This is a genomic window from Ensifer sp. 22521, assembly GCF_052044795.1.
Lineage (GTDB): Bacteria > Pseudomonadota > Alphaproteobacteria > Rhizobiales > Rhizobiaceae > Ensifer.
In genome coordinates this window covers 1-23,314 of the sequence record NZ_JBQENM010000007.1, presented here as the reverse complement: position 1 = coordinate 23,314, position 23,314 = coordinate 1, and the positions used below count along the sequence as shown (strand labels likewise).

The window sequence follows — 23,314 nt, the reverse complement described above, 5'->3', positions numbered from 1 at the left end:
ATCACAAGCCTCCCAATGCCTTGCGGACCTCCGCATGATCCGAGAAGGGCAGCGTCACGGAGCCGATCGTCTGACCCTCCTCGTGTCCCTTCCCGGCAACGATCAGCGTGTCGCCGGTCTTCAGCATGCCGACCGCCGTGCGGATCGCCTGAGCGCGGTCGCCGATCTCGATCGCGCCCTTGGCAGCAGTCATGATTTCGGCGCGGATCACCTCGGGGATCTCCGAACGCGGATTGTCGTCGGTCACGATCGTCACATCGGCAAGCCTTGTCGCGATCTCGCCCATGATCGGGCGCTTGCCCTTGTCGCGGTCGCCGCCGCAGCCGAAGACCACGACGACGCGGCCGGTCGTGAACGGACGCACCGAGGCCAGCACATTTTCCAGCGCATCCGGCTTGTGGGCATAGTCGACATAGGCGAGCGCGCCGTCCTTGGTCTGGCCGACCAGTTCGAGGCGGCCGGAGGCGCCCTGCAGCTTTTCAAGCGCGGAGAAGGCGGCCTTGGGGCTGATGCCGGTCGACATGGCGAGACCCGCCCCGACCAGCGCGTTCGCCACCTGGAAATCGCCGGCGAGCGGAATGTGGATTTCGAAGATGTCGTCGCCGACATGCACTTCGGCCGATTGCTTGTGGCGGAAGTGCTCGACGCGCTTCAGTGAAATGTAGTCGCCCTTGCGGCCGACCGTGCGTACTTCGAGCTTTGCCTTGCGGGCGGCGGCGATCGCCTGGTCCGACCATTGGTCGTCGGCAAAGATCACCGCCGGCGCACCCTTCGGCAGCAGGGCATTGAACAGCCGCATCTTGGAGGCCATGTAGTGCTCGACCGTCGGATGATAGTCCATGTGGTCGCGGCCGAGATTGGTGAAGGCGGCGGCCGAAAGGCGAACGCCGTCGAGACGGCTCTGGTCGAGGCCATGGCTGGAGGCTTCCATCGCCGCATGGGTGACGCCGGCATCGGCAAGCTCGGCCAAGAGCTTGTGCAGCGACACCGGGTCGGGCGTCGTCAGCGAGCCGTAATCGTTGCGGCCTGGAGCGACGACACCGGTCGTGCCGATCATCGCGGCCGCGAAGCCCGAATGCGCCCAGATCTGGCGGGTGAAGGAGGCGACCGAGGTCTTGCCGGCGGTGCCGGTCACGGCGACCATGGTTTCCGGCTGGCGGCCATAGAAGGCGGCAGCGGCGCGCGCCAGGAAAGCGCGGGGTTCAGAGAGCTTCAGGACCGGCGCCGACGAGGCATCGGCGTCCGAGCCCGCTTCGGTGACGACGGCGACCGCGCCGCGCTTCAGCGCGTCGGCAATATAGGTGCTGCCATTGGCCTTGCTGCCGGTAACTGCGACGAAGAGATCCCCTGGCTGAACCTGCCGACTATCGGCCGTCAGTCCGGCAACGTCGATATCGGCGGCAGCGCCGCCCAGTTGCGCCGAAAGTTCCGGGAAGTTCGATCCCGCCAGGTCTTTGATCTTCATGAACGCACGTCTCGCATCGATTTCGATCCGCAAGAATCGCGAATCGTCCGCTTTCTCATTTCATGTCTAATAAGACACAAGCAAGGCAGAACCGTCTTCTCCAAACTTTGGTTCGACACCGAGCAGCGGCGCGGAGCGGCTGATGATGTCGCGAACCATGGGAGCAGCGTTCGAGCCTGCCGTGCGCCCGCCACCCTCGCCGGTCTTCGGCGCGTCGATGAAGGTCAGCACGATGTATTTCGGGTTGTCGATCGGGAAGGCCGCGAGGAAGGCGTTGAAGTTCTGGTCGCTGGCATAGCGGCCATTGACCACCTTGTCGGCCGTACCGGTCTTGCCACCGACGTTGAAGCCCGGCACCAGCGCACGCTTGCCCGAGCCGGCAATGCCGTTCCAGCGCAAGAGGAAGCGCATGTCGTCGCTAGTGCTCTTCTTGACCACCGGCGTGGCGACTGCGTTGGCCTGCTCCTCGGTGCGCGGCAGGAAGGTCGGCTCGATCAGCTTGCCGCCGTTGACGAGTGCAGCACCCGCAACCGCCGTCTGCAGCGGCGTCGTCGAGACGCCGTGGCCGAAGGAGATCGTGACCGAGTTGATCTTCTTCCATTCGCGCGGCTGCGTCGGGGTTTTCACCTCCGGCAGCTCGGTCGGCAGCTTCGAAAGCAGACCGATGCGCGTCAGGAATTCCTTGTGGCCGGGAATGCCGATGAGGTCAGCGATCTTGGCCGTGCCGATGTTCGACGAATACTGGAAGATTTCAGGCACGGTCAGCACGCGGCGCTTGCCGTGGAAGTCCTTGATGGTGAAGCCGCCGATGCGGATCGGCGCCGAAGCGTCGAAGCTGTCGTTGAGCGTCACCTTGCCGGAATCCAGCCCCATGGCGATGGTGAAGGTCTTGAAGGTGGAGCCCATTTCGAACGTGCCGTTCGACATGCGGTTCATCCAGCCCTCTTCCGCACCTTCGGCCGGCTTGTTCGGGTCGTAATCGGGAACGGACGCCATCGCCAGAACTTCGCCGGTGTTGACGTCGAGCACGACGGCGCCGGCGGCCAGCGCCTGATAGTTCTTCATACCGGCGTCGATAACGTCGCGCACGATGTTCTGCACGCGCACGTCGATCGAGAGCTTCACCGGCTCGAGCTTGGCGTCGCTGGTCATGCCGATCGCGGCAAGGTCGGCGAGCCCCTGGCTGTCGATGTAGCGCTCCATGCCGGCAACGCCGCGGTTGTCGATGTTGACGTGGCCGAGAATATGCGCGGCGGTGTGGCCGCCGGGATAGAAGCGGCGTTTTTCCGGACGGAAGCCGACGCCGGGAATGCCGAGCGCCAGGATCTCGCTCTGCTGCTTCGGGGTCAACTGGCGGCGCAGCCACTGGAAGCGCGATTTCGACTTCAGCTTGTTGTAGATTTCGCGCGCATTGATATCAGGCAGAACCGTCGACAGGCGCTCGACTGCCTCGTCGGCATCGACGATCTTGTGCGGCTCGGCATAGAGCGAAACGGTGCGGATGTCGGTCGCGAGGATCTCGCCGTTGCGGTCGAGAATGTCTGGACGCGAGGCCATCAGGTTGTCGGCCCGGCCGATGCTGGAAACCGTTTCCGGCTGCGCCATGCCGTATTGCACCAGGCGCCCGCCGATGACGGCATAGACGATGCCGAAGCTCGCGATCACGATGGCGACGCGGTTCTTCGCCTGATTGGTGGTCTTCTTGCGCGTCCCTTGAAAGGTGACGTTGAGGCCGCTTTCGGCCGGCCGGTTGTTGCCGCCTGCCGAGAAATGCGCCTTGCTCTTCAATACCATGATGCGGGAGAGAAACGACATCAGCGCGCCACCGAGCCAGTTGCCATGTTATCGGTCTTGTTGATGATCGAGGCGATACCGTCCTTCGCCGACTTGTCTTCCGGCACCGGCAGATCCGCCTTCAGCATCGGCAGTTCCTGCGGCTGGGCGAGCTGTGTGGAAGGCGTCGGCGCAAGCTGCAGGTCGGCACCGAAGGTACCGACCAGACGCTCCAGCCGGTTCGGCTGCGTCAAGAGCGCCCAGTCGGCGCGAAGCAGATCGATCGTGTCCTCTTCAAGCTTGATCGCCACGTCGAGCTTGCGGACTTCCTCAAGCTTGTTTTCGGCGCGATGCTTGATCGTATAGGTCACCGTCGCGGCGGCCGTCATGACGACGATCAGAACGATATCGAGCGTTCGAAGCATGTCTTGTCAGCCCCCCAACCGTGCAAGGCTTGCCAGTTCCGGCAGATTGAAAATGGATAGATCGTTTCCCGGCGACGCGGCTTGCGTGCGGATGCCGGCGCGCAGCTTCGCAGAGCGGGCACGCGGATTGAGGGACGCTTCTTCCTCGCTGGCTGCCACCATGGGCTTGCCAACCGGCGTGAAGGTTGCCGCGCGCGCCGAAACCATCGGCAGATGGCGCGAACCGCTCGCCTTGCCGGAGCGATCCTGGAAGAAGGCCTTGACGATGCGGTCTTCGAGCGAATGGAAGGTGACAACGACAAGACGGCCGCCTGGCTTCAGCGCCTTTTCGGCGGCAAACAGCGCTTGAGCGAGCTCGCCGAGTTCGTCGTTGACGAAAACGCGCAGCGCCTGGAAGACGCGGGTCGCCGGATGGATCTTGTCTTTTGCCTTGCGCGGCGTCACCACCTCGATCAGGCCCGCAAGGTCGCGGGTCGTCTCGAAGGGCTGCTCGGCCCGGCGCTTCTCGATTGCGCGGGCAATGCGGCCCGCCTGCTTCTCTTCGCCGAGAAAACCGAAGATGCGGATGAGATCGGAGACCTTGGCACGGTTGACGACATCGGCGGCCGAAACGCCCGAGGCCGACATGCGCATGTCGAGCGGCCCCTTCTTCTGGAAGGAGAAGCCGCGCTCTGCCTCATCGATCTGCATCGAGGAAACGCCGATATCGAGCACGACGCCGTCCAGCCCCTCGGCCGGCGCATAGGCGGCAAGTTCGGAGAACTGCGAATGAATAAGCTTCAGCCGTCCGCCCCACTCGGCGACCTGCTTCTCGCCGGCGGCAATCGCCGTCGGGTCGCGGTCGAGCGCGATGACGTCGGCGCCGGCCTTGAGGATTGCGGAGCTGTAGCCGCCCGCACCGAAGGTGCCATCGAGGATGACCTTGCCGGGCGCAGGCTCGAGCGCCGCGAGAACCTCCGACAGGAGGACGGGAATGTGACGAACCGGTCCGCCTTCGGCTTCAGGAATACCTCCGCCTTGTTCCGTCACCATTCCGCCTCTCCATTCTAGTCTGGACGCAACCCCCGTGATTTGCGCCCTTCCCGGGCCACCGCCTGCGCCTTGACAAAGGCCTGCGGCTCCCAGAGCTGAAAATAATCGCCCCGCCCGACGAACATCACGTCGGTCGAGATTCCGGTGAAGTCGCGGATGAAATCCGTCACCATCAACCGGCCTTCCGGATCGAGCTTCACGAAGACGCCACCCCCATGAACGAGCAGCGACATCTCGTTGGCCTCCGAGGAAAACGGATCCTCGGCCGCCATCTGCTTCTCGAACCGATCCAGGAGCTCCGGCCCGCCGACGCTGATCGCCGGGAAGACGAAATCCTGAAAACAGTATAGCTCCCGGACGCCCCCATCCGACAGCACGGAACGAAACGCCGAGGGAACGGAAACCCGCCCCTTCGCATCGATCCGATTGGCAGCATGTGACAAGAAGCGGTTCATAACGCGAAACGGCCGCCCAAGACTGACGGGCCACAATCATCGACCCGCGAGAACACGTAACCGCACACACAAGACACCCCTGCCGGACACCGGAATGTCCGCCTACCCTCCGAAGCCGGAAGGCACTGGATTCTTGCGATGTTGGGCCGCGAAGCAGCCCCTGCGCAGTGCCATTATGGGATATCATGGGACCATATGGGCGTCAATGGGAATGAGCTCGTAAACAGCCGTCGGGCTGATCAAATATTGATAGGTTGTTAAGTTTAACGAAGGGTTACGAAGAGACCCCCACCGTCCGGGAATGCGACAGCGGAACGGCTTCAAATCGTTGGAAAATCAGAATGTGAGAAAGAGCGCAGTTATGCCTCCGGCACGGGGCGAAAAAACAGCTCACCGAGACGGGCCGGTTCATTTCCAAACGGACACGCATGGAAAATGCGGGCCAGATCAAGCCGGCGCGAAGCAGCCGAAACGCATGATTTGCCTGTCGGCCGACCTGATGTTGCGGGCGTCGGCAACGTCGACGCCTTACCCCGGCAGACGTCGACCCTCGGGTCCGCTTCGAAAGAGAATTCGAGACGGCTCTGTGCCGGACAAAACAAAGGAGAAATCGCCAGTTGGCCTGTAAGCCGGGTTCTGTATGGCCCCGCAGCCCGAAGGCAACGGAACGTGGCAGCCATTCATCTGGGACTGCGCTTGCACGCAGCCTCTTGCAACCCACCCGGATGACTGGCCCGGAAACAGGCTGGACGCTTGCGCGCCCGCGTCATCCCTATTCGGTCTTGCTCCCGGTGGGGTTTGCCGTGCCGTCCATGTCGCCATGTCCGCGGTGGGCTCTTACCCCACCCTTTCACCCTTACTCCGCCAAGCGGAGCGGTTTGCTTTCTGTGGCACTTTCCCTGAGGTCGCCCTCGCCGGACGTTATCCGGCACCGTATTTCCGTGGAGCCCGGACTTTCCTCCCCCCGCGGCCTTTCGGCACTTGCGGAGAGCGGCTGCCCGGCCAACTGGCACGCGCTCCTTAAACCAGCCCGCCGCAGCGCGCCAGAAAAAACGGCAGGGTTTTTCAGCTGCCAACAGGGCAGATCGGAGCAAGGCGGTCCTGGCGCACCCGATCTAGCGAAACGCGACGGAGAAATCCGCATCGTAGTCGGGCTCGTCGATCCGGCCGTTGAGCACGAGGACCGCGCCGAGCCGACCGATCTCGTCGGAGCTCTTCGCCGCCTGGCCGTTGCCGCCGGTGACGACGGCGATACGGCTCCCCTCGGCAAAGCCGATATAGGGCAGCCCGTGGCGGGTGAACGAGGTGACGCAGGGCGAAAAGTGGGTGGAGACCGGCTGGAAGCCGGGCATCACCTCGGCCAGCAGCCCGCGCAGATGCTCCGCCGTTGTCGCGCTGCCCGGCCCGCGGAACCATTGCCGCACCGCCGCTTCGCCCTCGAGGATCCTGTCGGTCGGATCGCCGCCGATCTTGATGTGATGCTTGCCGTCCGCATAGCCGACCGGTGGCAGCAGGTAGTAGCTTTTCTCCTGCTCCGGCGCCGCGCCGATCAGCGACGGCATGCGCTCGAAACCAGACAGATCGCTGCTTGCCACCTCGGCAAAGAATACGGTTCGCGCCTTAACGGTGAGATCGATCGGCCGCGGCAGGAGTGCTGCGGAAATCGAGAACCCGCCGGCGGCAACGATCACCCGGCCTGCCACGAAACGCTTTCCGTCGACGGTCGCGACAACCACACGGTCGCGCTCCTCCGCCACGGTCACAACCTCGCTGCGCACGATCCGGGCTCCCGCCTTCTCGGCGCATACCGTCTGCGCCGCGACCAGCGCCCGCGGGTTGATGTAGCCGGCCCCGCGCCTCTCGTGAACGCCAGCGGTGCCATCGGGGAAACGGAACCAGGGAAAACGCTGCGACAGCGCCTCGCCATCGTAGAGCGGCGCCTCGACGCCAAGCGCGTCGCGCGCCTTCTCGACCTGTTCGATATAGTCGTAGGAAGATCCGGGCGCCGGCCCGGCGATCAGGCAGCCGACTTCGTGGTAGAAGCCGATGCCGCTTTCGTCTTCGATTTCGCCGTAACGCTCGATCGAGCGTCTGGCGAGCCGCGCCCACACTGGATCGTCATCGATCGTGCGGGTGATGCGGGCATTGTCGTAGTGGCTCGAAAAGACGCCGGTATGATTGGCCCAGTCCGTCGGCTCATCAGGTCCGATCAGCGCGACCTTGGCTCCCGAAAGCGCCAGGTGGCGGGCGGCCGCAGCACCCATCATGCCCTTGCCGACGACAATGAAATCAAAGCTTTCCGACATGCCGGTCCTCGTCCCTTTTGCTCAAGGGAGATAGCATGCCTGCGCCTGTATGACACGATGGTTGTAGGGTTTTTCCCTGTGCGCCGGAACGCGAGACCTGTCCGGCTAGAGCATCCGCCATCGCCGGATATGGCTGGCGGATGAAGCTCTTCGTTGACTGCATGTTTCCATTGATCGTAGCCGGTTAACGGACAAAAACATGCAGAAAATCAAAGTGCTACAGCGACCTTTGCGCGTCTGATAAGACGCGCGGCGCTTTCGCCAAGCGAAAGAACGCGCCGGCGCTCGTCATGCAATCGATCAGTCGATGATGTTCTGCACCTTGCCGCAGTAGCGCTTGGAAACCGGGTTCATGCGCTTGGCGCCGTGGCCGGCATTGTACTTGAGAACCGTGCCGCACGTCGTACCGCCGGAGAGCTCATGCGCCATGGCGAGGTACTTCATGCCGAACTTGATGTTGGTTTCCGGATCGTAGAGACCCTTGGAGGAACCGGAATAGCCCATCATGCGAGCGGTAGCAGGCTTGATCTGCATCAGGCCGATTTCGCCGGCGCTGCCGCGTGCCTTGGGATTGAAATTGCTTTCGACCTTGACGATCGCATGCGCCAGATCGACCGGAACGCCGTATTGCTTGGCGTAGGACTTGATCAGACCCGTGTACTGGACGTTCGAGACGAGATCCGGCTTGGGATAGCCTGTGGTCCGGGTGACGGACTGGATGGATGAGGTCTTGATGGTCTTATCGACATTCCCCGCATACGACGTACCCATCCCGGCGAAGAACATGCCAAGGCATGCCGCCACCGCAGCAACAGACGATATTCTCATTTAGTTTGAATTCTCCGGCCTGGGGAATGGACCGAAGCGCACCCCGCTTCGAACCTCACTTCCCGATCGTTTCATTCACAGGAAGTGAGCGTTGCGCCCTGATACCCCTGCAGTTCCAATGGGCCGGAAATGAATGCCGCATCATGGTAAACATGTGGCAAAGCTAAAAAAACATGCCAAGAATATCTGCAGAAGTGCCGTTTTGACGAAAAAATCTTCCGCGTCAGGCGGTAAATTGCGGCAGGCCGGAAAGCAATCGGTGAAGCGTATCGAGGGTTGAGATGTCGGCGATGCCATCGACCCTTTGTTGTCGGAAGTGCCGCTGGAACGCCGCGACCGAGCCCTCGGTCTTTTCACAGAATTCGCCAGTTACATCAATGCCATAACCGTAGAGCGACAGCATCGACTGGATGGCCTCCACCGGCTGGCCCTGGTCGCCGCGCTGGAAAAAGCGTCCGCCGCCGATCGGGGCCGGTTCCACCCAGTGCCCGACCCCTTCGCGATGAAGAATGTGCCAGGGAAATTTTTCTCCCGGATCGACCTTGCGAATGGGGGCGATATCGCTGTGTGCGAGCACTCTCTCGGGCGCGATCGACCAGCGGTCGCCGCAGTCCCGACACAATTCCACAACTGCCGCGATCTGTTTTTCCGGAAAGTCCGGCAGACCGCCCGGGTGACCCGGGTTGGCGATCTCTATTCCGATCGAACAGGAATTGATGTCGGTCTCGCCCTTCCAATAGCTCTTGCCGGCATGCCAGGCACGGCGCGCCTCCGGCACGAGTTGATCGACGCGCCCATCCTCGTGGACGAAGTAATGGCTGGAGACCTGGCTTTCCTCGCGGCAAAGCCATTCGAGCGCCGAAGCGCCCGTCGGCATGCCGGTATAATGCAGAACGATCATATCCGGGGCGCGCTGGTCGACGCGGTCGCCGAAATTGGGCGACGGCATGAAGCGTGCACCCGGATAGTCGCAGTATTTGGAGGTCATGCGGCTCGGCGTTCTTTCTCGATCGCCTCATAGGCGGCATTCAATGCCGCCATGCGATCATTGGCGATCGCGTGGAATTCGTGCGGTACGCCGCGCGCAACCAGCATGTCCGGGTGGTTCTCCGAAACGAGTACCCGGTAGCGCCTGCGGATATCGGCAAAATCATCCTTACGCGAAACGCCGAGCACCTGGTAGGGGTCGCGGCCGTCACCATGGACATGTCGGGCCATGATGCGCTCGAAATGTCCCTCGTCCATGCCGAAGATGTCTGCCACGCGCAGCAGGAAGGCGAGCTCGCGCTCATGCACGGCGCCATCCGACTTGGCGATGTGGAACAGGCCGTCGACGATATCCTCGAGGATCGGGCAATTCTTTTCGCAGGACGAACACAGCGACGCCATCTTCTCCGCATAGGCCTCGTAACCGGCGACGTCCTGGCGCGCCAGGTTATAGAGACGCGCGACGTTCTGCGCCTGATCCGGCGGAAACTGGAAGATGTCGCGGAAGGCGTCGACCTCGGCCTCGGTCACGATGCCGTCGGCCTTGGCCATCTTGGCCGAAAGCGCGATCATGGCGACGGAGAAGGCCACCTTGCGCCGTGTTTCCGGATCGCCCTCGAACAGGGTGCGCACGGCCTCGACCACTCCGGCAAGCGCATTGCCGGTGGCGATAACGATCTTGAGGAGGCTGTCCCAAAATGACATGCGAGGTTCCCTGTCTCTCCACTCTATAGCATGGACCGATGTGGTGGCAAATTGCAAGCGGTGGACGGCCCGAACCACAAGGATGACGAATTTGTGATGGCCCCTCACTATTGTCAATCCATCGATTGGAACTTGCGACAGTCAGCCGATGGAAAGCTGTTCCCGTGGGAACAGCCATCAAATAAAAAAGAGATGTCATCGCGGCCCGAAAAGGCAGCAATTCCACCGTTCGCAACAGCCAGCCTGCGCGCCCGCGGGCAGCGCGCCCTGCGACAATCCGCGCGCACCTGCCCTGCCCGCCATTCCGGCGCTCAATGGCTCCTTTCGGCAGCAGCTCGACACAACATCCACAGACCCGTCATTTAATTTCCATCCGATTTGCGTTATGGAGGCCCCACCCATCGCATGCCAAAGTCCCGAGGAGGAAACATGGCCAAGAAAAAAGTCGCAATGCTGACGGCCGGCGGGCTCGCGCCCTGTCTGTCATCTGCCGTTGGGGGACTGATCGAGCGCTACACGGACGTCGCGCCCGAATATGAGCTGGTCGCCTATCGCTCCGGCTACCAGGGCGTGCTCTTAGGCGACCGCATCGAGATCACCCGCGACATGCGCGAGAAGGCGCATCTCCTGCACCGCCATGGCGGCTCGCCGATCGGCAACAGCCGCGTCAAGCTCACTAACGCGGCCGACTGCGTCAAGCGCGGCCTCGTCAAGGATGGCGAGAACCCGCTGCGCATCGCCGCAGAGCGGCTTGCCAATGACGGCATCTCGATCCTCCACACGATCGGTGGCGACGACACCAACACGACGGCGGCCGACCTTGCCGCCTATCTCGGCGCCAACGGCTACAACCTGACCGTGGTCGGCCTGCCGAAGACCGTCGACAACGACGTCGTGCCGATCCGCCAGACGCTTGGCGCCTGGACGGCGGCCGAATACGGTGCCCGCTTCTTTGACAATGTCAGCAACGAGCAGAGCGCCGCACCACGCACGCTCGTCGTCCATGAGGTCATGGGCCGCCATTGCGGCTGGCTGACCGCGGCCACCGCCCGCTCCTATATCCAGACGATCGACGACAAGGAGTTCGTCGACGGTTTCATGATGAACCGCCAGATGAAGAACATCGACGGTCTCTACCTGCCGGAGATGAAGTTCGATCTGCAGGGCGAAGCCGATCGCCTGCGTAAGATCATGGACCGCACCGGCTTCGTGACGCTGTTCGTCAGTGAAGGCGCATGCCTCGACGCGATCGTCACTGAGCGGGAAGCGGCCGGCGAAACGATCAAGCGCGATGCCTTCGGCCACGTGAAGATCGACACGATCAATGTCGGCAACTGGTTCTCGAAGCAGTTCGCAGCACTGCTCGGCGCCGAGCGCGCGATGGTGCAGAAGTCCGGCTACTACGCGCGCTCCGCACCGGCCAACGGCGACGACCTGCGCCTGATCCAGAGCATGGTCGACCTCGCCGTCGAAAGCGCGCTCAACAAGGTCTCCGGCGTCACCGGTCACGACGAGGACCAGGGCGGCAAGCTGCGCACGATCGAATTCCCGCGCATCAAGGGCGGCAAGCAGTTCGACACCTCGGTCAAGTGGTTCGGCGACGTGATGGACGTCATCGGCCAGAAGTGGCAGGCGCAGAAGCACTGACCATGCGAACCCCGGCGGATGCGTATGCCGCCCGCCGACAACGCCTGATTTAAAAGATTGACGGCTCCGCGTTTCCATGGCTGGCTCGGCCAATTCATTGCCGAGATCTAGTTAAACGCGGAGCTTTTTCATGTCCTTTGAACATTGGTTTGCTTTTGCCGCAGCCTCTGCCGTGCTGCTCGCCATCCCCGGCCCCACCATTCTTCTCGTCATTTCCTATGCGCTCGGCCACGGCCGCAAGACCGCAGGTGCCACCGTCGCCGGCGTCGCGCTCGGCGATTTCACCGCGATGACCGCCTCCATGCTTGGCCTCGGCGCGCTCCTCGCCACCTCGGCGGCGATCTTCACCGTGCTGAAATGGGTGGGTGCCGCCTATCTCATCTGGCTCGGCATCAAGCTCTGGCGCGCCCCGGTCGCAGCCGGTGGCGACGCCGACGTCGAAACCACCCCCACCGAGCGCCCGCTGCGCATCTTCTTCCACACCTATGCGGTGACCGCGCTCAATCCGAAGAGCATCGTCTTCTTCGTCGCCTTCCTGCCGCAGTTCCTCGACCTCGGTCAGCCGCTCTTTACCCAGATGGCGATTTTCGAGCTCACTTTCCTGACGCTCGCGATCCTCAATGCCAGCCTCTACGCGGCCCTTGCGACCGCGGCGCGCAGCACGATCTCGCGGCCTAATATTCGCCGCATCGTCAACCGCGCCGGCGGCTCCATGCTCATCGGCGCGGGGCTTCTGACGGCAACGATGAAGCGCGCCTCGGCGTGAAATCGTCGCCCGTGCTTGCCGCCGCCAGCCTCATAGGTTAATGGAGATTCACTCTTGGCGGCTGGCAACCGCTGATTTGCAGGGGCTACGGGGCCCAGAAGCACGAAAGTGACAGAATGGCGAAGTACCGTATTTCCCTTACCAAACAGACGTTTGGCGTGGCAGCTATACTGTCGGCGACCATCGTCTCGGGATGCTCAACGGTAGAGCACACGTCGCTCGAAGAACTGACGGCCGTGCAGACGGTCACCCCGCTCGCAAAGCCCGGCACTGAAATGACGGCCTACGCGCTGCCCACGCCTGATGGTGTGGCCACCGCAACGAGCGCTGCGCTTATGGCACAGACGGCAGCCCAGGCATCGGGCATCGCGGTCACCTATCCGGTCGCGGCTGACCTGGCGCAAGGCGCCGAAGCCGCCCCCTCGATGGTCGCGGTCCCCGCTGCCAAGCCGGGCGACTCCATGGCGCTTGCCATGGTTGCTCCGACAACGCAAACGAATGCGACCGCTGCCATCGCCGCCGCCGGAACCCCGCTGTCGGGCGACGCGACGCAACTGGCGGCAGCGGCCGCTTCGCCCGCCGCGACCAAGACGGCCCGCGTCCAGGATCTTCCGGTTTCGACGCTCGCAGTTGCCGCCGCGATGGAATCGGACTTCGACACCGGCGAGCCCGTCGGTCTCGAAACGCTGGTCGCCAACCGCATGATCGTGCCGACCGAGCGTCCGAAGACCGGTGTCATCGGCTCGACGGTCGCAGCCGTTGCCAGCGTCATTCCGGATTCGATGAAGCTCACCAAGGCGCCGACCAGCTCGCGTCCCGACCTCGACAAGCTGATCAAGTATTATGCCGATCTGAACGATATTCCGGTCGAGCTGGTTCACCGCGTCGTCAAGCGCGAGAGCAACTACAATCCGCGCGCCTACAGCAAGGGCAATTACGGCCTGATGCAGATCCGCTACAATACCGCCAAGGGCCTCGGCTATGACGGTCCGGCGGAGGGCCTGTTCGACGCCGAAACCAACCTCAAATACGCGACGAAGTATCTGCACGGCGCCTGGATGGTGGCCGACAACCAGCACGACGGCGCGGTCAAGCTCTATGCCAGCGGCTACTACTACCACGCCAAGCGCAAGGGACTTCTCGACGAACTCGGCATGAAGTAAGCGAAGCCCGCTTACTGATATTCGAACCGTTTTATGAGGCGCTCAATCGAGCGCCTCTATTATTTTGGCGTTGAGCTTCTGTACGTCGTAGCCGAGCCTCGAAGGCGTGAGCCCCAGCCGGACCACCGCGAGCTTCAGCGAAGGCACCAGCATGATCGCCTGGCCGTCATGGCCGAGCATCCAGAAGGCGTCCGCCGGGAAACTGCCGGAACCGGCGCGCACGCCGTTTTCCTCCAGCCACACCTGGCCCTGGCCGTATTTGCCACCTGAAGCCTTGGCCGGCGCGCGCATGAAGGCGACGTAGTCCTTCGGCAGCATGGCCCTCCCCTTCCAGACGCCATCCTGCAATAGGAACTGCGCGAAGCGCGCCCAGTCCTGCGCGGTGGCATACATATAGGACGAGCCGACGAAGGTGCCGCTCGCATCGGTTTCGAGCACGGCGCTGCTCATGCCCAAGGGCGCAAACAGCGCGTCATGCGGGAAGGCAAGTGCGGCCGCTGGATCATCGAAGGTCCGCATCCAGATACGCGACAGCAACGTGCTCGTGCCGCTGGAATAGCTGAACGTCGCGCCGGGATCGGACGTCAGCGGTTTGGTGGCCGCATAACCCGCCATGTCCTTCTCGAGATAGAGCATGCGCGTCACGTCGGTGACGTCGCCATAGTTCTCGTTGAATTCGAGACCGCTCTGCATGCCCATCAGATCGGCAAGCGTGATGCTGGCCCGTTCGTCGCTCGCCCACTCCGGCAGGAGCCCGGCACGCGCCACTTCCATTCGGCCCTCGGCCACACGCAGTCCGATCAGCGCCGCCGTGACCGATTTCGTCATCGACCAGCCGAGCAACGGCGTCGAGCGGTCAAAGCCCCGACCATAGTTCTCGGCGACCAGGCGGCCATCGCGAATGACGGCAATCGCCCGCGCGCCCGGACCGGCGAGATCGGCATCTTCGATAAGTCTCTGCAGGGCGGGATCGATCGCGGCTCCCTCGCCTTCCGGCCAAGGTGCTTCGGAAGCCGGCGCCGCCACAGCCGCCGCGGTCGTGATCGGCGGCAGGCTCGTTCCGCCGCCATCCGGCAGGCTCGTGCATCCTGCGCCCGGCCGGTAGGCGGCGTAGCCCGCCGCTGCAAAGCCGAGGATCCGTGCGGTCACCATCTGTTTTTCCGGTTCGACGGCAACCTTCACCAGCTTCAGCAAGGGGTGTCCCGGCGCCTGGACATCATCGGCCAGCACCGACTGGGCATCGCGTCGCGCGATGAAGACATTGGAGCAGACGATCTTCGCAGCGTACCCATCGCCGACCTTGAGCAATTCCGGCGGCGCGAGCGCGAGCCAACCGAACAGCGCGACGACACCCAACACCAGCGCCGCACCTGATATCCTCAATACGCGTCTCATGCGTTCCCTCCGGCCGTCTCAAATATCCTTGGAGTCATGCCGACCAAGGACAGAAAGATGCAGCAATTCAAACAGCGGTAGTGCTGGTCCGATGGGACGCGCGGTCGCTGTCGAGTTGCAGAGAGAACCAGCATTTCGCCGACAGGAAAAGCCCGCAGACTGCAAGTTTCCAATTTCTGGGGAATGGGGACCCTGGGGAGTACTGGTCCCGCGGCGTTAGGCCGAGCGTCGCAAATCCGCCGCTTCGCCTGTCTCAGGCAATGCCGCCACATCCGTGAGCGCCGGCGATATCCACGGACCGCGAACTTCCGCGGCGCCGCTTGCCCGCGCGCAATCCATCTCGCTTTCCTTTTCGATGCCGCGCACGGCGATCGGCAGGCGCAGGACCTGGCCGGTCTTGATGAGGCAGGCGAGCAACGCAACGCTGCGCTCGCTGCCGTGGGTCGCCCGGATGGCGGTAAGATCGATGGTCACCTGGTCTGGCTGCAGTTCGGCAATCAGGTTCAACGGCAAGGATGAACCGGCACCGCCGCCAAGCGCAATCCGCACACCAAGCGCGCGCAACCCCTGGAGATTTTCGGAAATCAGGGCGAGATCCTCGGTCGAAAAATCGCCGGTGATCTCGATCGTCAGACGTCCCGGTGGCAAGCTCGCTTCGGCGAGGCATTGCCTGACCTGCGCAACAAAGTCTCGATCCTTGAGTTGCGGGGCGAAGGGCGCGACAGTCAGCCCGGTCGGCGAAGCCCAGCGGGCAGCCTCCGTGCAGGCCGCCTGAAGTGTCCAATAGCCAAGCGAAAGCGCACTCGTGCTCTGCTCAGACGGCTCTATGACGGCCTCCACACCGATGACGCCGCGAAGCGGGTGCCGCCAGCGCAGCAGCGCCTCGAAGGCGCGGATAGCTCCGCTTGCCGTCCCGGCAATCGGCAGGAATTCGAGGAAGAATTCGTCGTCCTCGAGCCCGCGTGCCACATCGCGCTCGGCCTCCGCCCGCTGCCGGGCGGCGTGGGTCAGCGTTTCCGAGTGGAAGGCGTGGCTGTTGCCGCTCATCGCCTTCGCCTCGTAGAGCGCCAGGTCCGCACGCTTCAGCACGTCGCCCGTCGCCGTATCGCTTCGCTCGACGAAGGCGATGCCGATGCTGCAGCCGGATGCGACCCGTGCATCGCCAAGATCGAACGGCGCTTCGAACAATGCCTTTACCCGCATTGCGAGTATTTCCGCTTCGACCTGTGACGCGGCATCGGCCGCTGCAAGCACGAACTCATCGCCCCCGAGCCGGTAGATGGTTGCCTCCCCGGAAAAGGCGCGCCTCAGCCGGGCGCCGAAGAGTGCTAGCAACCGGTCGCCGGCATCGTGACCCATCGTATCGTTGATCGCCTTGAACCGGTCGAGATCAAGTAGAAGCAGGGCATTGCGCTCGAAGGCCGGCCCTTCGGCACAAAGCGCCTGACGAATGTCCGCTTCCAGCGCCGCGCGATTTGCGAGACCTGTGAGCTTGTCGCGGTGGACCTCGTGGCGCAAGCGCCGCTCGGCGCGGCGCGCTGCATGCAACTCGTGTTCGAGGCGGCGCGAGTAGCGCCAGCGATAGAAGGACCCGCCGAGGAGGAACGGTATGGCGCCAGCCGCAAGCATTGTCGGAACATCCCAATGCGATTGTTTTGTGAGCACGGTTTCCGTCGCCAGCCACGCCGCGGAAACCAGAGCCCCCAATGCCGCGCCGGCAGCCGCAAATCGCTGCTCGGGCTTCGGCAGAAACGTTCTTAACATCATGTCGACGCCCCCGAATGTACGCCGGTGCTAGCACGCCAGGGTTTAATGATTTCTTATGGGTGAAAAATAGTATGGCGGCCGTTCGAGCGCGCTCTGTGAGCTGTGGAAACCTCGTCATCAAAGTGTAGCGGAGTCACTTTAGAAGCGGCTAAGTTTCAACTGGATGACCGGCAGAGATGACCGAACTAGCCCCCGACGTCGGCTTTGGCAGAAAAAATCCGAAGCTGAAAAACGCCCTGCTCCAGCACAAGACCTTTTCCCTTGCCGGCCTCTCGGAGCGTCTCTTCGGCCTGCTTTTTTCCGGTCTTGTCTACCCGCAGATCTGGGAAGATCCGATCGTCGACATGGAAGCGATGCAGCTCGGCCCGGAGCACCGGATCGTCACCATCGGCTCCGGCGGCTGCAATATGCTGACCTATCTGTCGGCCGGCCCGCGCAAGATCGACGTCGTCGACCTCAACCCACACCACATCGCGCTTAACCGCCTCAAGCTCGCGGCCTTCCGCCATCTGCCGAGCCACAAGGATGTCACGCGTTTCCTGGCGACCCAGGGCACGGCCACCAACGTCCAGGCCTTCGACCTCTTCATTGCGCCGAAGCTCGACACCGCCACGCGCAGCTACTGGAACGGCCGCGACCTGACCGGCCGCCGCCGCATCGGCGTCTTCGGCCGCAACATCTATCGCACCGGCCTGCTCGGCCGCTTCATTGCCGCAAGCCACCTGCTCGCCCGCCTGCACGGCGTCAACCCGGAAGAATTCGTCCAGGCCGGCTCGATGCGCGAACAGCGGCAGTTCTTCGACGAGCGCCTGGCGCCGCTTTTCGACCGCCCCGTTATCCGCTGGATCACCGGTCGCAAGAGCTCGCTCTTCGGGCTTGGCATTCCGCCGCAGCAATTCGACGAGCTTGCAAGCCTCAGCAGCGAGAAATCGCTCGCAGCCGTGCTGCGCCATCGGCTTGAAAAGCTCACCTGTCACTTCCCGCTGCGGGAAAACTACTTCGCCTGGCAGGCTTTTGGCCGCCGCTATCCGCTGCCGCACGAAGGCGAGCTGCCGCCCTACCTCAATGCCCGCGCCTACGAGGCGATCCGCAACAATGCCGAGCGTGTCGAGGTCCACCACGCAAGCTACACCGAGCTCCTGGCGAGCAAGCCGGCGGCTTCCGTCGACCGCTACATCCTGCTCGATGCCCAGGACTGGATGACCGACCAGCAGCTCAACGATCTCTGGACCGAGATCACCCGCACGGCCGATACCGGCGCGATCGTCATCTTCCGCACGGCGGCAGAAGACAGCATCCTGCCCGGCCGTGTCTCCTCGGCCCTGCTCGACCAGTGGCACTACGATGCCGAAGCATCGGTCAAGCTCGGCGCCGAAGACCGCTCCGCCATCTATGGTGGTTTCCACATCTATCGGAAGAAGGCTTGAGCCGATGCGTGAGGCCGGGATTTCGCACGCGCGGCGCATGGACCACATGTACCGCTACCAGCGGCATTTCTACGATCTGACGCGGAAGTACTATCTCTTCGGCCGCGACACGCTGATCCGGGAGATGAACCCGGCCCCCGGTGCCTCTGTGCTCGAAGTCGGCTGCGGCACCGGGCGCAATCTGGCGCTGATCGGCCGCTGCTTCCCTTCGGCCCGTCTCTTCGGCCTGGACATTTCCTCGGAAATGCTGACCTCCGCCGATGCAAAGCTCAACCGTAGCGGCAAGCGCCGTGCCGAACTTCAGGTCGCCGACGCCACGGATTTCGACCCCGCCATCTTCGGCGAGCGCGGCTTCGATCGCATCGTCATCTCCTATTCGCTGTCGATGATCCCCGATTGGCAGAAGGCGATCGAAGCGGCCATCGCCGCGCTCAATCCAGGCGGCTCGCTGCACATCGCCGATTTCGGCCAGCAGGAGCGCCTGCCGGCGAGCTTCCGCCGCGCGCTGCACGGCTGGCTCGATCGCTTCCATGTCACGCCACGCGCAAACCTCTTCGAGGTTCTGCGCGAGAAGGCGAGAGTAAACGGCGCCGATCTCGAACGCCGCGCGATCGGTCGCGGCTACGCCTGGCTTGCGGTCTATCACCGCCCGGCCGTCGCAATCGCCGCCTGAAACCGGGAACCCGTCGCGCGGTCGGCAGGGATCGCCCCTATCTCACGTCGCCCGAGAGCACCGAAATCACCAAGGGGATTTCGCGTTGGAGTAGAAATCGGCGAACTCCCGCCCACCTGCAATTCCCGCTTGAGCTAACCCAATTTTTACGATGATATGGTGAAGATGAGGTTCACGCCTCGCGGGGGAAATCACCGATATGAAAGCCATCGTGTGAGGCAGGATCGTCGCTCGTCTCTAGACAGGTACCTCATGCGCCGGCTTCTTCTGGCTCTGCTCCCCATCGCCACCCTCCTTTCCGCCTGTTCGTCGACCGATTACGACCTGATGCAGACGGCATCGATCCCGCCGCGTTTCCAGGATACGGACCCGCAGAACTTCGGCGACCGCACCCCGCAGCACCACAACATCCACGGCATCGACGTCTCCAAATGGAATGGTGATATCGACTGGATGAAGGTGAAGAATTCGGGCGTCTCCTTCGCCTTCATCAAGGCGACGGAGGGCAAGGACAGGGTCGACACGCGCTTCAACGAATATTGGCAGCGGGCGCGTGCCGCCGGCATCCCCTACGCGCCCTATCACTTCTACTATTTCTGCTCGACCGCCGACGATCAGGCCGACTGGTTCATCGCCAATGTGCCGAAAAGCGCGGTCTATCTGCCTCCGGTGCTCGACGTCGAATGGAACGGCGAATCGAAGACCTGCCGCCACCGCCCGACGCCAGGCGAAGTCCGCGCCGAGATGAAGCACTTCATGGATCGCCTCGAAGCCCATTACGGCAAACGCCCGATCATCTACACCTCGGTCGACTTCCACCGGGACAATCTCGTCGACCAGTTCAAGGACTATCACTTCTGGGTGCGCTCGACCGCCAAGCACCCGAAAGACGTCTATGTCGAGCGCCGCTGGGCCTTCTGGCAGTACACCAGCACCGGCGTTATCCCGGGCATCGACGGCAGTACCGATATCAATGCCTTCGCCGGCTCGGCGAAAAACTGGAAGAACTGGGTCGCAGCAGTCTCACAGCCGAAGTAAGACCGGCATTCTTGCCGGCAACCGCGGCAAGGCACCCCATTTTCTTCTTTCGGTCATAATGCTCTGGAAGAGCAAAGGCAGATTTACAGCGCCCGCACATCTCCAAGGACGCGCAAAGGTCGCTGTAACATTTTTGAACCGCTGCATGATTTGTCCCTAAATCGGTGACGATTTAAGGCGTTATGCAGGTCATCCAGCAATTTGCTGCCCGTGGTGGTGTCTCCCGCACCCCGCGGCCAAAGAAAGGAATTATGATGATCCGGACTACCCGGCACGCCCTGGCCTCCGTCGCCCTCCTGGCGCTTACCGCCTCCACCGCCTTCGCCCAGACCGCGCCCCAGACGGGCACGCAGAGCGCCGCTCCGGCTGCTGCCTGCGGCGGCGACCTCGGCGCGTTTCTTCAGGGCGTGAAGGCCGAAGCTGTCGCCAAGGGTGTTCCGGCCGATGTCGCCGATCGTGCGCTCGCAGGCGCCGTGATCGACCAGAAGGTGCTGAGCCGCGACCGCACCCAGGGCGTCTTCAAGCAGACCTTCACCGAGTTCTCCAAGCGCACGGTCAGCAAGTCGCGCCTCGATATCGGCCAGCAGAAGATGAAGGAATATGCCGACGTCTTCGCCCGCGCCGAGAAGGAATTCGGCGTGCCGGCCCCCGTCATCACCGCCTTCTGGGCGATGGAAACCGACTTTGGTGCCGTGCAGGGCGACTTCAACACCCGCAATGCTTTGGTGACGCTCTCGCACGACTGCCGCCGCCCGGAAATGTTCCGACCGCAGCTGATCGCGGCCATCGAGATGGTCCAGCACGGCGATCTTGACCCGGCAACGACCACCGGCGCCTGGGCCGGCGAGATCGGCCAGGTGCAGATGCTGCCGGAAGACATTATCGCCTATGGCGTCGATGGCGACGGCGATGGCCACGTCAACCTGAAGAAGAGCTCGCCTGACGCGATCCTGACCGCGGCCAAGTTCATCCAGAGCCTCGGCTTCAAGGCTGGCCAGCCCTGGATCCAGGAAGTCAGCGTTCCCGAAGAACTCCCCTGGGAAAAGACCGGCCTGCAGACAGGCATGAAGGCTTCGGACTGGTTCGCGCTCGACGTCAGCCCACGCGACGGCAACACCGCCAACGGCAATCTCGAAGCCTCGCTGGTGCTGCCGCAGGGCCGCAAGGGTGTGGCCTTCCTGACCTACCCGAACTTCAACGTCTATCTCGAGTGGAACCAGTCGTTCATCTACACGACCTCGGCCGCCTACTTCGCAACCCGCCTCGCCGGCGCGCCGACCTATGAAGGCGGCAACCCGGAACCGGGCCTCGACGATGTCGCCATGAAGGCGCTGCAGACCAAGCTCCAGACGCTCGGCCACGACGTCGGCAAGGTCGACGGCATCCTCGGCTCCGGCACCCGCGCCGCACTCCAGAAGGAGCAGCTCCGCCTCGGACGTCCCGCCGACGGCTGGGCCACGTTGGAACTCTTGAACGCGCTCTAGAGCAATTCCAGGAAAAGTGTGAAACGGTTTTCCGTCCGGAATTGCGCAATTTCAAACAGTTGGAGCAATTCGCCGTTTCAATGAAACAGTGAAATGCTCTAAAGCCTGTCGCGCAAAAGTGCGCAGCGGTTTTGCGACAACGACATGCGAAATATCAAGAACTTAAAGCGCACGGAGCAAATCTGAAAAATCGCGACGCGCTTTAGGTGAACCTCGGGCCACCGATGTGGCTCGTAAGCAGGGTCTATCACCCCGGGGATCGGAAGCGATCTCCGGGGTTTCTGTATCTGCGGTCCAGGCGCTACGACCACCGGTGGGACCGCCCATGCCCGAACGCCCTCTTGCTCGCGAATACGACAAGAACCGGGTGGTCCCGGCGAAGACGCCGGGCTATGAAATAGCCGTCAGATCGCAACCGGTCCGGGAATGTCGGGCGCAGCTTTTGCGCCACGATCTCTCTTCTCCGCCTGGACGAGGCTGACGGACGATTCAATCAGCACGGACAGGCACACCCATGAATGCGCGAGCCACAGTCGACGGCCATCAGATGAGCGTCAGAACCTGGGCGCTGCTCGCCCTGCTCGGTCTCATCTGGGGCGGGTCCTTCTTCTTCGCCCGCGTGGCCGTTGCCCATGTGCCGCCATTCACGCTGGTGGTGCTGCGTCTGGGCCTGGCGGCACTTGCGCTGCATCTCTATATCCGCGGCCGCTTCGGCATGTATCAGGCACTTTCCGGACGCTGGCGTGAATTTGCGCTGATGGGACTGATCAACAACGCCATTCCGCACGCCTTCATTTTCCTCGGCCAGACCCAGATCGGCGCCGGCCTGGCGGCGATCCTCAACGCCACGACGCCGGTCTGGACCGTCATTATCGCCAACATGGCGACCGAGGACGAGAAGCTGAGTTCTGCCAAGATCGCCGGCTGCCTGCTCGGCCTTGCCGGTACCGTGGTGCTGATCGGGCCGAGTGCGGCCGCCGGCCTGGTCGGTACGGCGGGCGGCGTTCCGCTCTGGGCGCTCGTCCTTCCGGTGCTGGCCGCCGTCAGCTATGGCCTTGCGGCAACCTACGGCAAGCGCTTCCGAAATCTCGCTCCGCCGGTGACGGCCGCCGGCCAGCTCACCGCTTCAACGCTGATGATGCTGCCCGTTGCGGCCTTCACGGATGCGCCCTGGACCTTGCCGATGCCGCCAATGGAAGCAACGCTTGCCATCCTCGGCCTCGCGCTCGTCTCGACCGCCTATGGATATATCCTCTTTTTCCGGATCATGGCGGAAGCCGGCGCCACCAACGCCTCGCTCGTCACCTTGCTGGTGCCGCCAAGCGCGATCCTGCTCGGCTATCTCTTCCTCGGCGAAACCCTGCAGGCGGCCGATGTCGGCGGAATGGCGCTGATCGCCCTTGGGCTCGCCGTGCTCGACGGCCGCATTCTGCGGCTCAAACGTGCCGTCTGAACGGGGAATCGAACCGCCGAATTCGTGCCCTTCTGAAGCGCTCACGCACGGTTACAAACGTTTATATTAACCTTGCGGAAGCGATTGTGAAAAAAATGTGGCAGCCTGAAAAAGATAAATATCTCAATATTATAGCCCTGTGAATAAGGCCGCTCCCCCTCACGGATTTCGCACTGCAGCACAAGTTTCGCTTTAACACATCGTGATTTCGCCCTATGTTTTAACGCGTTAACGCAGGGAGGGTCATCCATGGGCCTTACACATTCGCTGAATGTCCTCATGATCAGTGCAGCGTTCGTATTCGTGGCCACGATGCTCTTCATCTGATGAGCGGCTGCTGAGAGTCCAAACCGAATAGGGACTTAAATTTCCGGAAATCCATTTTGCAGCACCAAGCAAACTAGACCGCCAAGAGAGCAAAGGGTCTAATCGCTGCGACAAACAAGAAAGCGCCTGAAGATCGATCTTCAGGCGCTTTCTTTTTGATGGTATTTCCGCCCGGGAAATCGGGTTCGGATCTACAGC

General features: G+C 62.7%; 20 protein-coding genes and 1 other RNA gene. 8 read left to right on the top strand and 13 right to left on the bottom strand.

The genetic code is table 11. The annotated features are described in order from the left end of the window. Nucleotide 1 precedes the first annotated feature (1 nt). The 10 genes from ACTJKE_RS11585 to ACTJKE_RS11540 form a co-directional block, all read right to left on the bottom strand. Nucleotides 2-1,465, bottom strand: coding sequence for a UDP-N-acetylmuramoyl-L-alanyl-D-glutamate--2,6-diaminopimelate ligase (locus tag ACTJKE_RS11585; RefSeq protein WP_440691842.1), 1,464 nt, complete (start codon nt 1,463-1,465; stop codon nt 2-4). A gap of 66 nt (nt 1,466-1,531) precedes the next feature. Continuing rightward, nucleotides 1,532-3,280: a peptidoglycan D,D-transpeptidase FtsI family protein gene (locus tag ACTJKE_RS11580; RefSeq protein ID WP_057253461.1), complete on the bottom strand. Its 1,749-nt coding sequence runs from the start codon at nt 3,278-3,280 to the stop codon at nt 1,532-1,534. Continuing rightward, nucleotides 3,280-3,663, bottom strand: a complete 384-nt coding sequence (gene ftsL, locus ACTJKE_RS11575; protein ID WP_057253459.1) for a cell division protein FtsL — start codon at nt 3,661-3,663, stop codon at nt 3,280-3,282. The genes ACTJKE_RS11580 and ftsL overlap by 1 nt, the downstream gene beginning before the upstream one ends. Nucleotides 3,664-3,669: 6 nt before the next feature. Beyond that, nucleotides 3,670-4,695, bottom strand: a complete 1,026-nt coding sequence (gene rsmH, locus ACTJKE_RS11570; protein WP_057253457.1) for a 16S rRNA (cytosine(1402)-N(4))-methyltransferase RsmH — start codon at nt 4,693-4,695, stop codon at nt 3,670-3,672. A 14-nt stretch (nt 4,696-4,709) separates the two neighbouring features. Beyond that, nucleotides 4,710-5,150, bottom strand: a complete 441-nt coding sequence (gene mraZ / locus ACTJKE_RS11565; protein ID WP_057253455.1) for a division/cell wall cluster transcriptional repressor MraZ — start codon at nt 5,148-5,150, stop codon at nt 4,710-4,712. 609 nt (nt 5,151-5,759) lie between these two features. After that, an RNA gene (gene rnpB / locus ACTJKE_RS11560) (RNase P RNA component class A) lies at nt 5,760-6,160 on the bottom strand. Nucleotides 6,161-6,265: 105 nt separating this feature from the next. Beyond that, nucleotides 6,266-7,456 (bottom strand): NAD(P)/FAD-dependent oxidoreductase, encoded by a 1,191-nt coding sequence (locus tag ACTJKE_RS11555; protein WP_058321239.1) that lies wholly within the window; start codon nt 7,454-7,456, stop codon nt 6,266-6,268. A 300-nt stretch (nt 7,457-7,756) separates the two neighbouring features. Further along, nucleotides 7,757-8,284 carry a lytic transglycosylase domain-containing protein gene (locus ACTJKE_RS11550; RefSeq protein WP_057253452.1) on the bottom strand — a complete coding sequence of 176 codons (528 nt, stop codon included), beginning with the start codon at nt 8,282-8,284 and terminating at the stop codon, nt 7,757-7,759. A 223-nt stretch (nt 8,285-8,507) separates the two neighbouring features. Beyond that, the gene (locus tag ACTJKE_RS11545) at nt 8,508-9,272 is read right to left on the bottom strand and encodes an N-acetylmuramoyl-L-alanine amidase (protein WP_058326758.1); all 765 of its coding nucleotides are present in this window, start codon (nt 9,270-9,272) and stop codon (nt 8,508-8,510) included. Beyond that, nucleotides 9,269-9,976 (bottom strand): J domain-containing protein, encoded by a 708-nt coding sequence (locus tag ACTJKE_RS11540; protein ID WP_058321238.1) that lies wholly within the window; start codon nt 9,974-9,976, stop codon nt 9,269-9,271. The genes ACTJKE_RS11545 and ACTJKE_RS11540 overlap by 4 nt, the downstream gene beginning before the upstream one ends. A 429-nt stretch (nt 9,977-10,405) precedes the next feature. On the opposite strand from ACTJKE_RS11540, the gene ACTJKE_RS11535 reads away from it, so the two are divergent. The 3 genes from ACTJKE_RS11535 to ACTJKE_RS11525 all read left to right on the top strand — a co-directional run bounded on the left by ACTJKE_RS11535 (nt 10,406) and on the right by ACTJKE_RS11525 (nt 13,552). Further along, a complete protein-coding gene (locus ACTJKE_RS11535; RefSeq protein WP_057253446.1) occupies nt 10,406-11,623 on the top strand; it encodes a pyrophosphate--fructose-6-phosphate 1-phosphotransferase in 1,218 nt (405 codons plus the stop codon). 130 nt (nt 11,624-11,753) lie between these two features. Continuing rightward, a complete protein-coding gene (locus ACTJKE_RS11530; RefSeq protein ID WP_113514407.1) occupies nt 11,754-12,389 on the top strand; it encodes a LysE family translocator in 636 nt (211 codons plus the stop codon). 116 nt (nt 12,390-12,505) lie between these two features. Then, entirely contained in the window at nt 12,506-13,552 is a 1,047-nt protein-coding gene (locus ACTJKE_RS11525) for a lytic transglycosylase domain-containing protein (protein ID WP_113514408.1), read from the top strand. A 42-nt stretch (nt 13,553-13,594) separates the two neighbouring features. Here the strand turns inward: ACTJKE_RS11525 and ACTJKE_RS11520 are convergent, their stop codons facing one another. Then, on the bottom strand, nt 13,595-14,947 hold the full coding sequence (locus ACTJKE_RS11520; RefSeq protein ID WP_113514409.1) for a serine hydrolase domain-containing protein: 1,353 nt from the start codon (nt 14,945-14,947) through the stop codon (nt 13,595-13,597). Nucleotides 14,948-15,163: 216 nt separating this feature from the next. Next, nucleotides 15,164-16,714: a putative bifunctional diguanylate cyclase/phosphodiesterase gene (locus ACTJKE_RS11515; RefSeq protein ID WP_440691841.1), complete on the bottom strand. Its 1,551-nt coding sequence runs from the start codon at nt 16,712-16,714 to the stop codon at nt 15,164-15,166. 176 nt (nt 16,715-16,890) lie between these two features. On the opposite strand from ACTJKE_RS11515, the gene ACTJKE_RS11510 reads away from it, so the two are divergent. The 5 genes from ACTJKE_RS11510 to ACTJKE_RS11490 all read left to right on the top strand — a co-directional run bounded on the left by ACTJKE_RS11510 (nt 16,891) and on the right by ACTJKE_RS11490 (nt 22,789). Next, nucleotides 16,891-18,141: a DUF3419 family protein gene (locus tag ACTJKE_RS11510; protein WP_057253435.1), complete on the top strand. Its 1,251-nt coding sequence runs from the start codon at nt 16,891-16,893 to the stop codon at nt 18,139-18,141. 4 nt (nt 18,142-18,145) lie between these two features. After that, nucleotides 18,146-18,814, top strand: coding sequence for a class I SAM-dependent methyltransferase (locus ACTJKE_RS11505; RefSeq protein WP_058321233.1), 669 nt, complete (start codon nt 18,146-18,148; stop codon nt 18,812-18,814). Between the two features lie 252 nt (nt 18,815-19,066). Further along, on the top strand, nt 19,067-19,852 hold the full coding sequence (locus tag ACTJKE_RS11500) for a glycoside hydrolase family 25 protein (protein WP_058321232.1): 786 nt from the start codon (nt 19,067-19,069) through the stop codon (nt 19,850-19,852). Nucleotides 19,853-20,106: 254 nt separating this feature from the next. After that, on the top strand, nt 20,107-21,336 hold the full coding sequence (locus ACTJKE_RS11495; protein WP_440691840.1) for a lytic murein transglycosylase: 1,230 nt from the start codon (nt 20,107-20,109) through the stop codon (nt 21,334-21,336). Nucleotides 21,337-21,850: 514 nt separating this feature from the next. Then, a complete protein-coding gene (locus ACTJKE_RS11490; RefSeq protein ID WP_113514411.1) occupies nt 21,851-22,789 on the top strand; it encodes a DMT family transporter in 939 nt (312 codons plus the stop codon). A 243-nt stretch (nt 22,790-23,032) separates the two neighbouring features. Here the strand turns inward: ACTJKE_RS11490 and ACTJKE_RS11485 are convergent. Continuing rightward, a partial coding sequence (locus tag ACTJKE_RS11485) for a hypothetical protein (RefSeq protein ID WP_440691839.1) occupies nt 23,033-23,314 on the bottom strand: 282 nt, incomplete at its 5' end.

Excerpts from the sequence above, each read along its gene's own strand:
- ACTJKE_RS11530 (WP_113514407.1), top strand. The coding sequence starts at position 11,754 with ATGTCCTTTGAACATTGGTTTGCTTTTGCCGCAGCCTCTGCCGTGCTG.
- ACTJKE_RS11490 (WP_113514411.1), top strand. The coding sequence starts at position 21,851 with ATGAATGCGCGAGCCACAGTCGACGGCCATCAGATGAGCGTCAGAACC.
- ACTJKE_RS11520 (WP_113514409.1), bottom strand. The coding sequence starts at position 14,947 with ATGAGACGCGTATTGAGGATATCAGGTGCGGCGCTGGTGTTGGGTGTC.
- ACTJKE_RS11585 (WP_440691842.1), bottom strand. The coding sequence starts at position 1,465 with ATGAAGATCAAAGACCTGGCGGGATCGAACTTCCCGGAACTTTCGGCG.
- ACTJKE_RS11495 (WP_440691840.1), top strand. The coding sequence starts at position 20,107 with ATGATCCGGACTACCCGGCACGCCCTGGCCTCCGTCGCCCTCCTGGCG.
- ACTJKE_RS11505 (WP_058321233.1), top strand. The coding sequence starts at position 18,146 with ATGCGTGAGGCCGGGATTTCGCACGCGCGGCGCATGGACCACATGTAC.
- ACTJKE_RS11540 (WP_058321238.1), bottom strand. The coding sequence starts at position 9,976 with ATGTCATTTTGGGACAGCCTCCTCAAGATCGTTATCGCCACCGGCAAT.
- ACTJKE_RS11545 (WP_058326758.1), bottom strand. The coding sequence starts at position 9,272 with ATGACCTCCAAATACTGCGACTATCCGGGTGCACGCTTCATGCCGTCG.
- ACTJKE_RS11515 (WP_440691841.1), bottom strand. The coding sequence starts at position 16,714 with ATGATGTTAAGAACGTTTCTGCCGAAGCCCGAGCAGCGATTTGCGGCT.
- ACTJKE_RS11555 (WP_058321239.1), bottom strand. The coding sequence starts at position 7,456 with ATGTCGGAAAGCTTTGATTTCATTGTCGTCGGCAAGGGCATGATGGGT.
- ACTJKE_RS11550 (WP_057253452.1), bottom strand. The coding sequence starts at position 8,284 with ATGAGAATATCGTCTGTTGCTGCGGTGGCGGCATGCCTTGGCATGTTC.
- ACTJKE_RS11500 (WP_058321232.1), top strand. The coding sequence starts at position 19,067 with ATGCGCCGGCTTCTTCTGGCTCTGCTCCCCATCGCCACCCTCCTTTCC.
- ACTJKE_RS11535 (WP_057253446.1), top strand. The coding sequence starts at position 10,406 with ATGGCCAAGAAAAAAGTCGCAATGCTGACGGCCGGCGGGCTCGCGCCC.
- ACTJKE_RS11580 (WP_057253461.1), bottom strand. The coding sequence starts at position 3,280 with ATGTCGTTTCTCTCCCGCATCATGGTATTGAAGAGCAAGGCGCATTTC.
- ACTJKE_RS11510 (WP_057253435.1), top strand. The coding sequence starts at position 16,891 with ATGACCGAACTAGCCCCCGACGTCGGCTTTGGCAGAAAAAATCCGAAG.
- ACTJKE_RS11525 (WP_113514408.1), top strand. The coding sequence starts at position 12,506 with ATGGCGAAGTACCGTATTTCCCTTACCAAACAGACGTTTGGCGTGGCA.
- rsmH (WP_057253457.1), bottom strand. The coding sequence starts at position 4,695 with ATGGTGACGGAACAAGGCGGAGGTATTCCTGAAGCCGAAGGCGGACCG.
- ftsL (WP_057253459.1), bottom strand. The coding sequence starts at position 3,663 with ATGCTTCGAACGCTCGATATCGTTCTGATCGTCGTCATGACGGCCGCC.
- mraZ (WP_057253455.1), bottom strand. The coding sequence starts at position 5,150 with ATGAACCGCTTCTTGTCACATGCTGCCAATCGGATCGATGCGAAGGGG.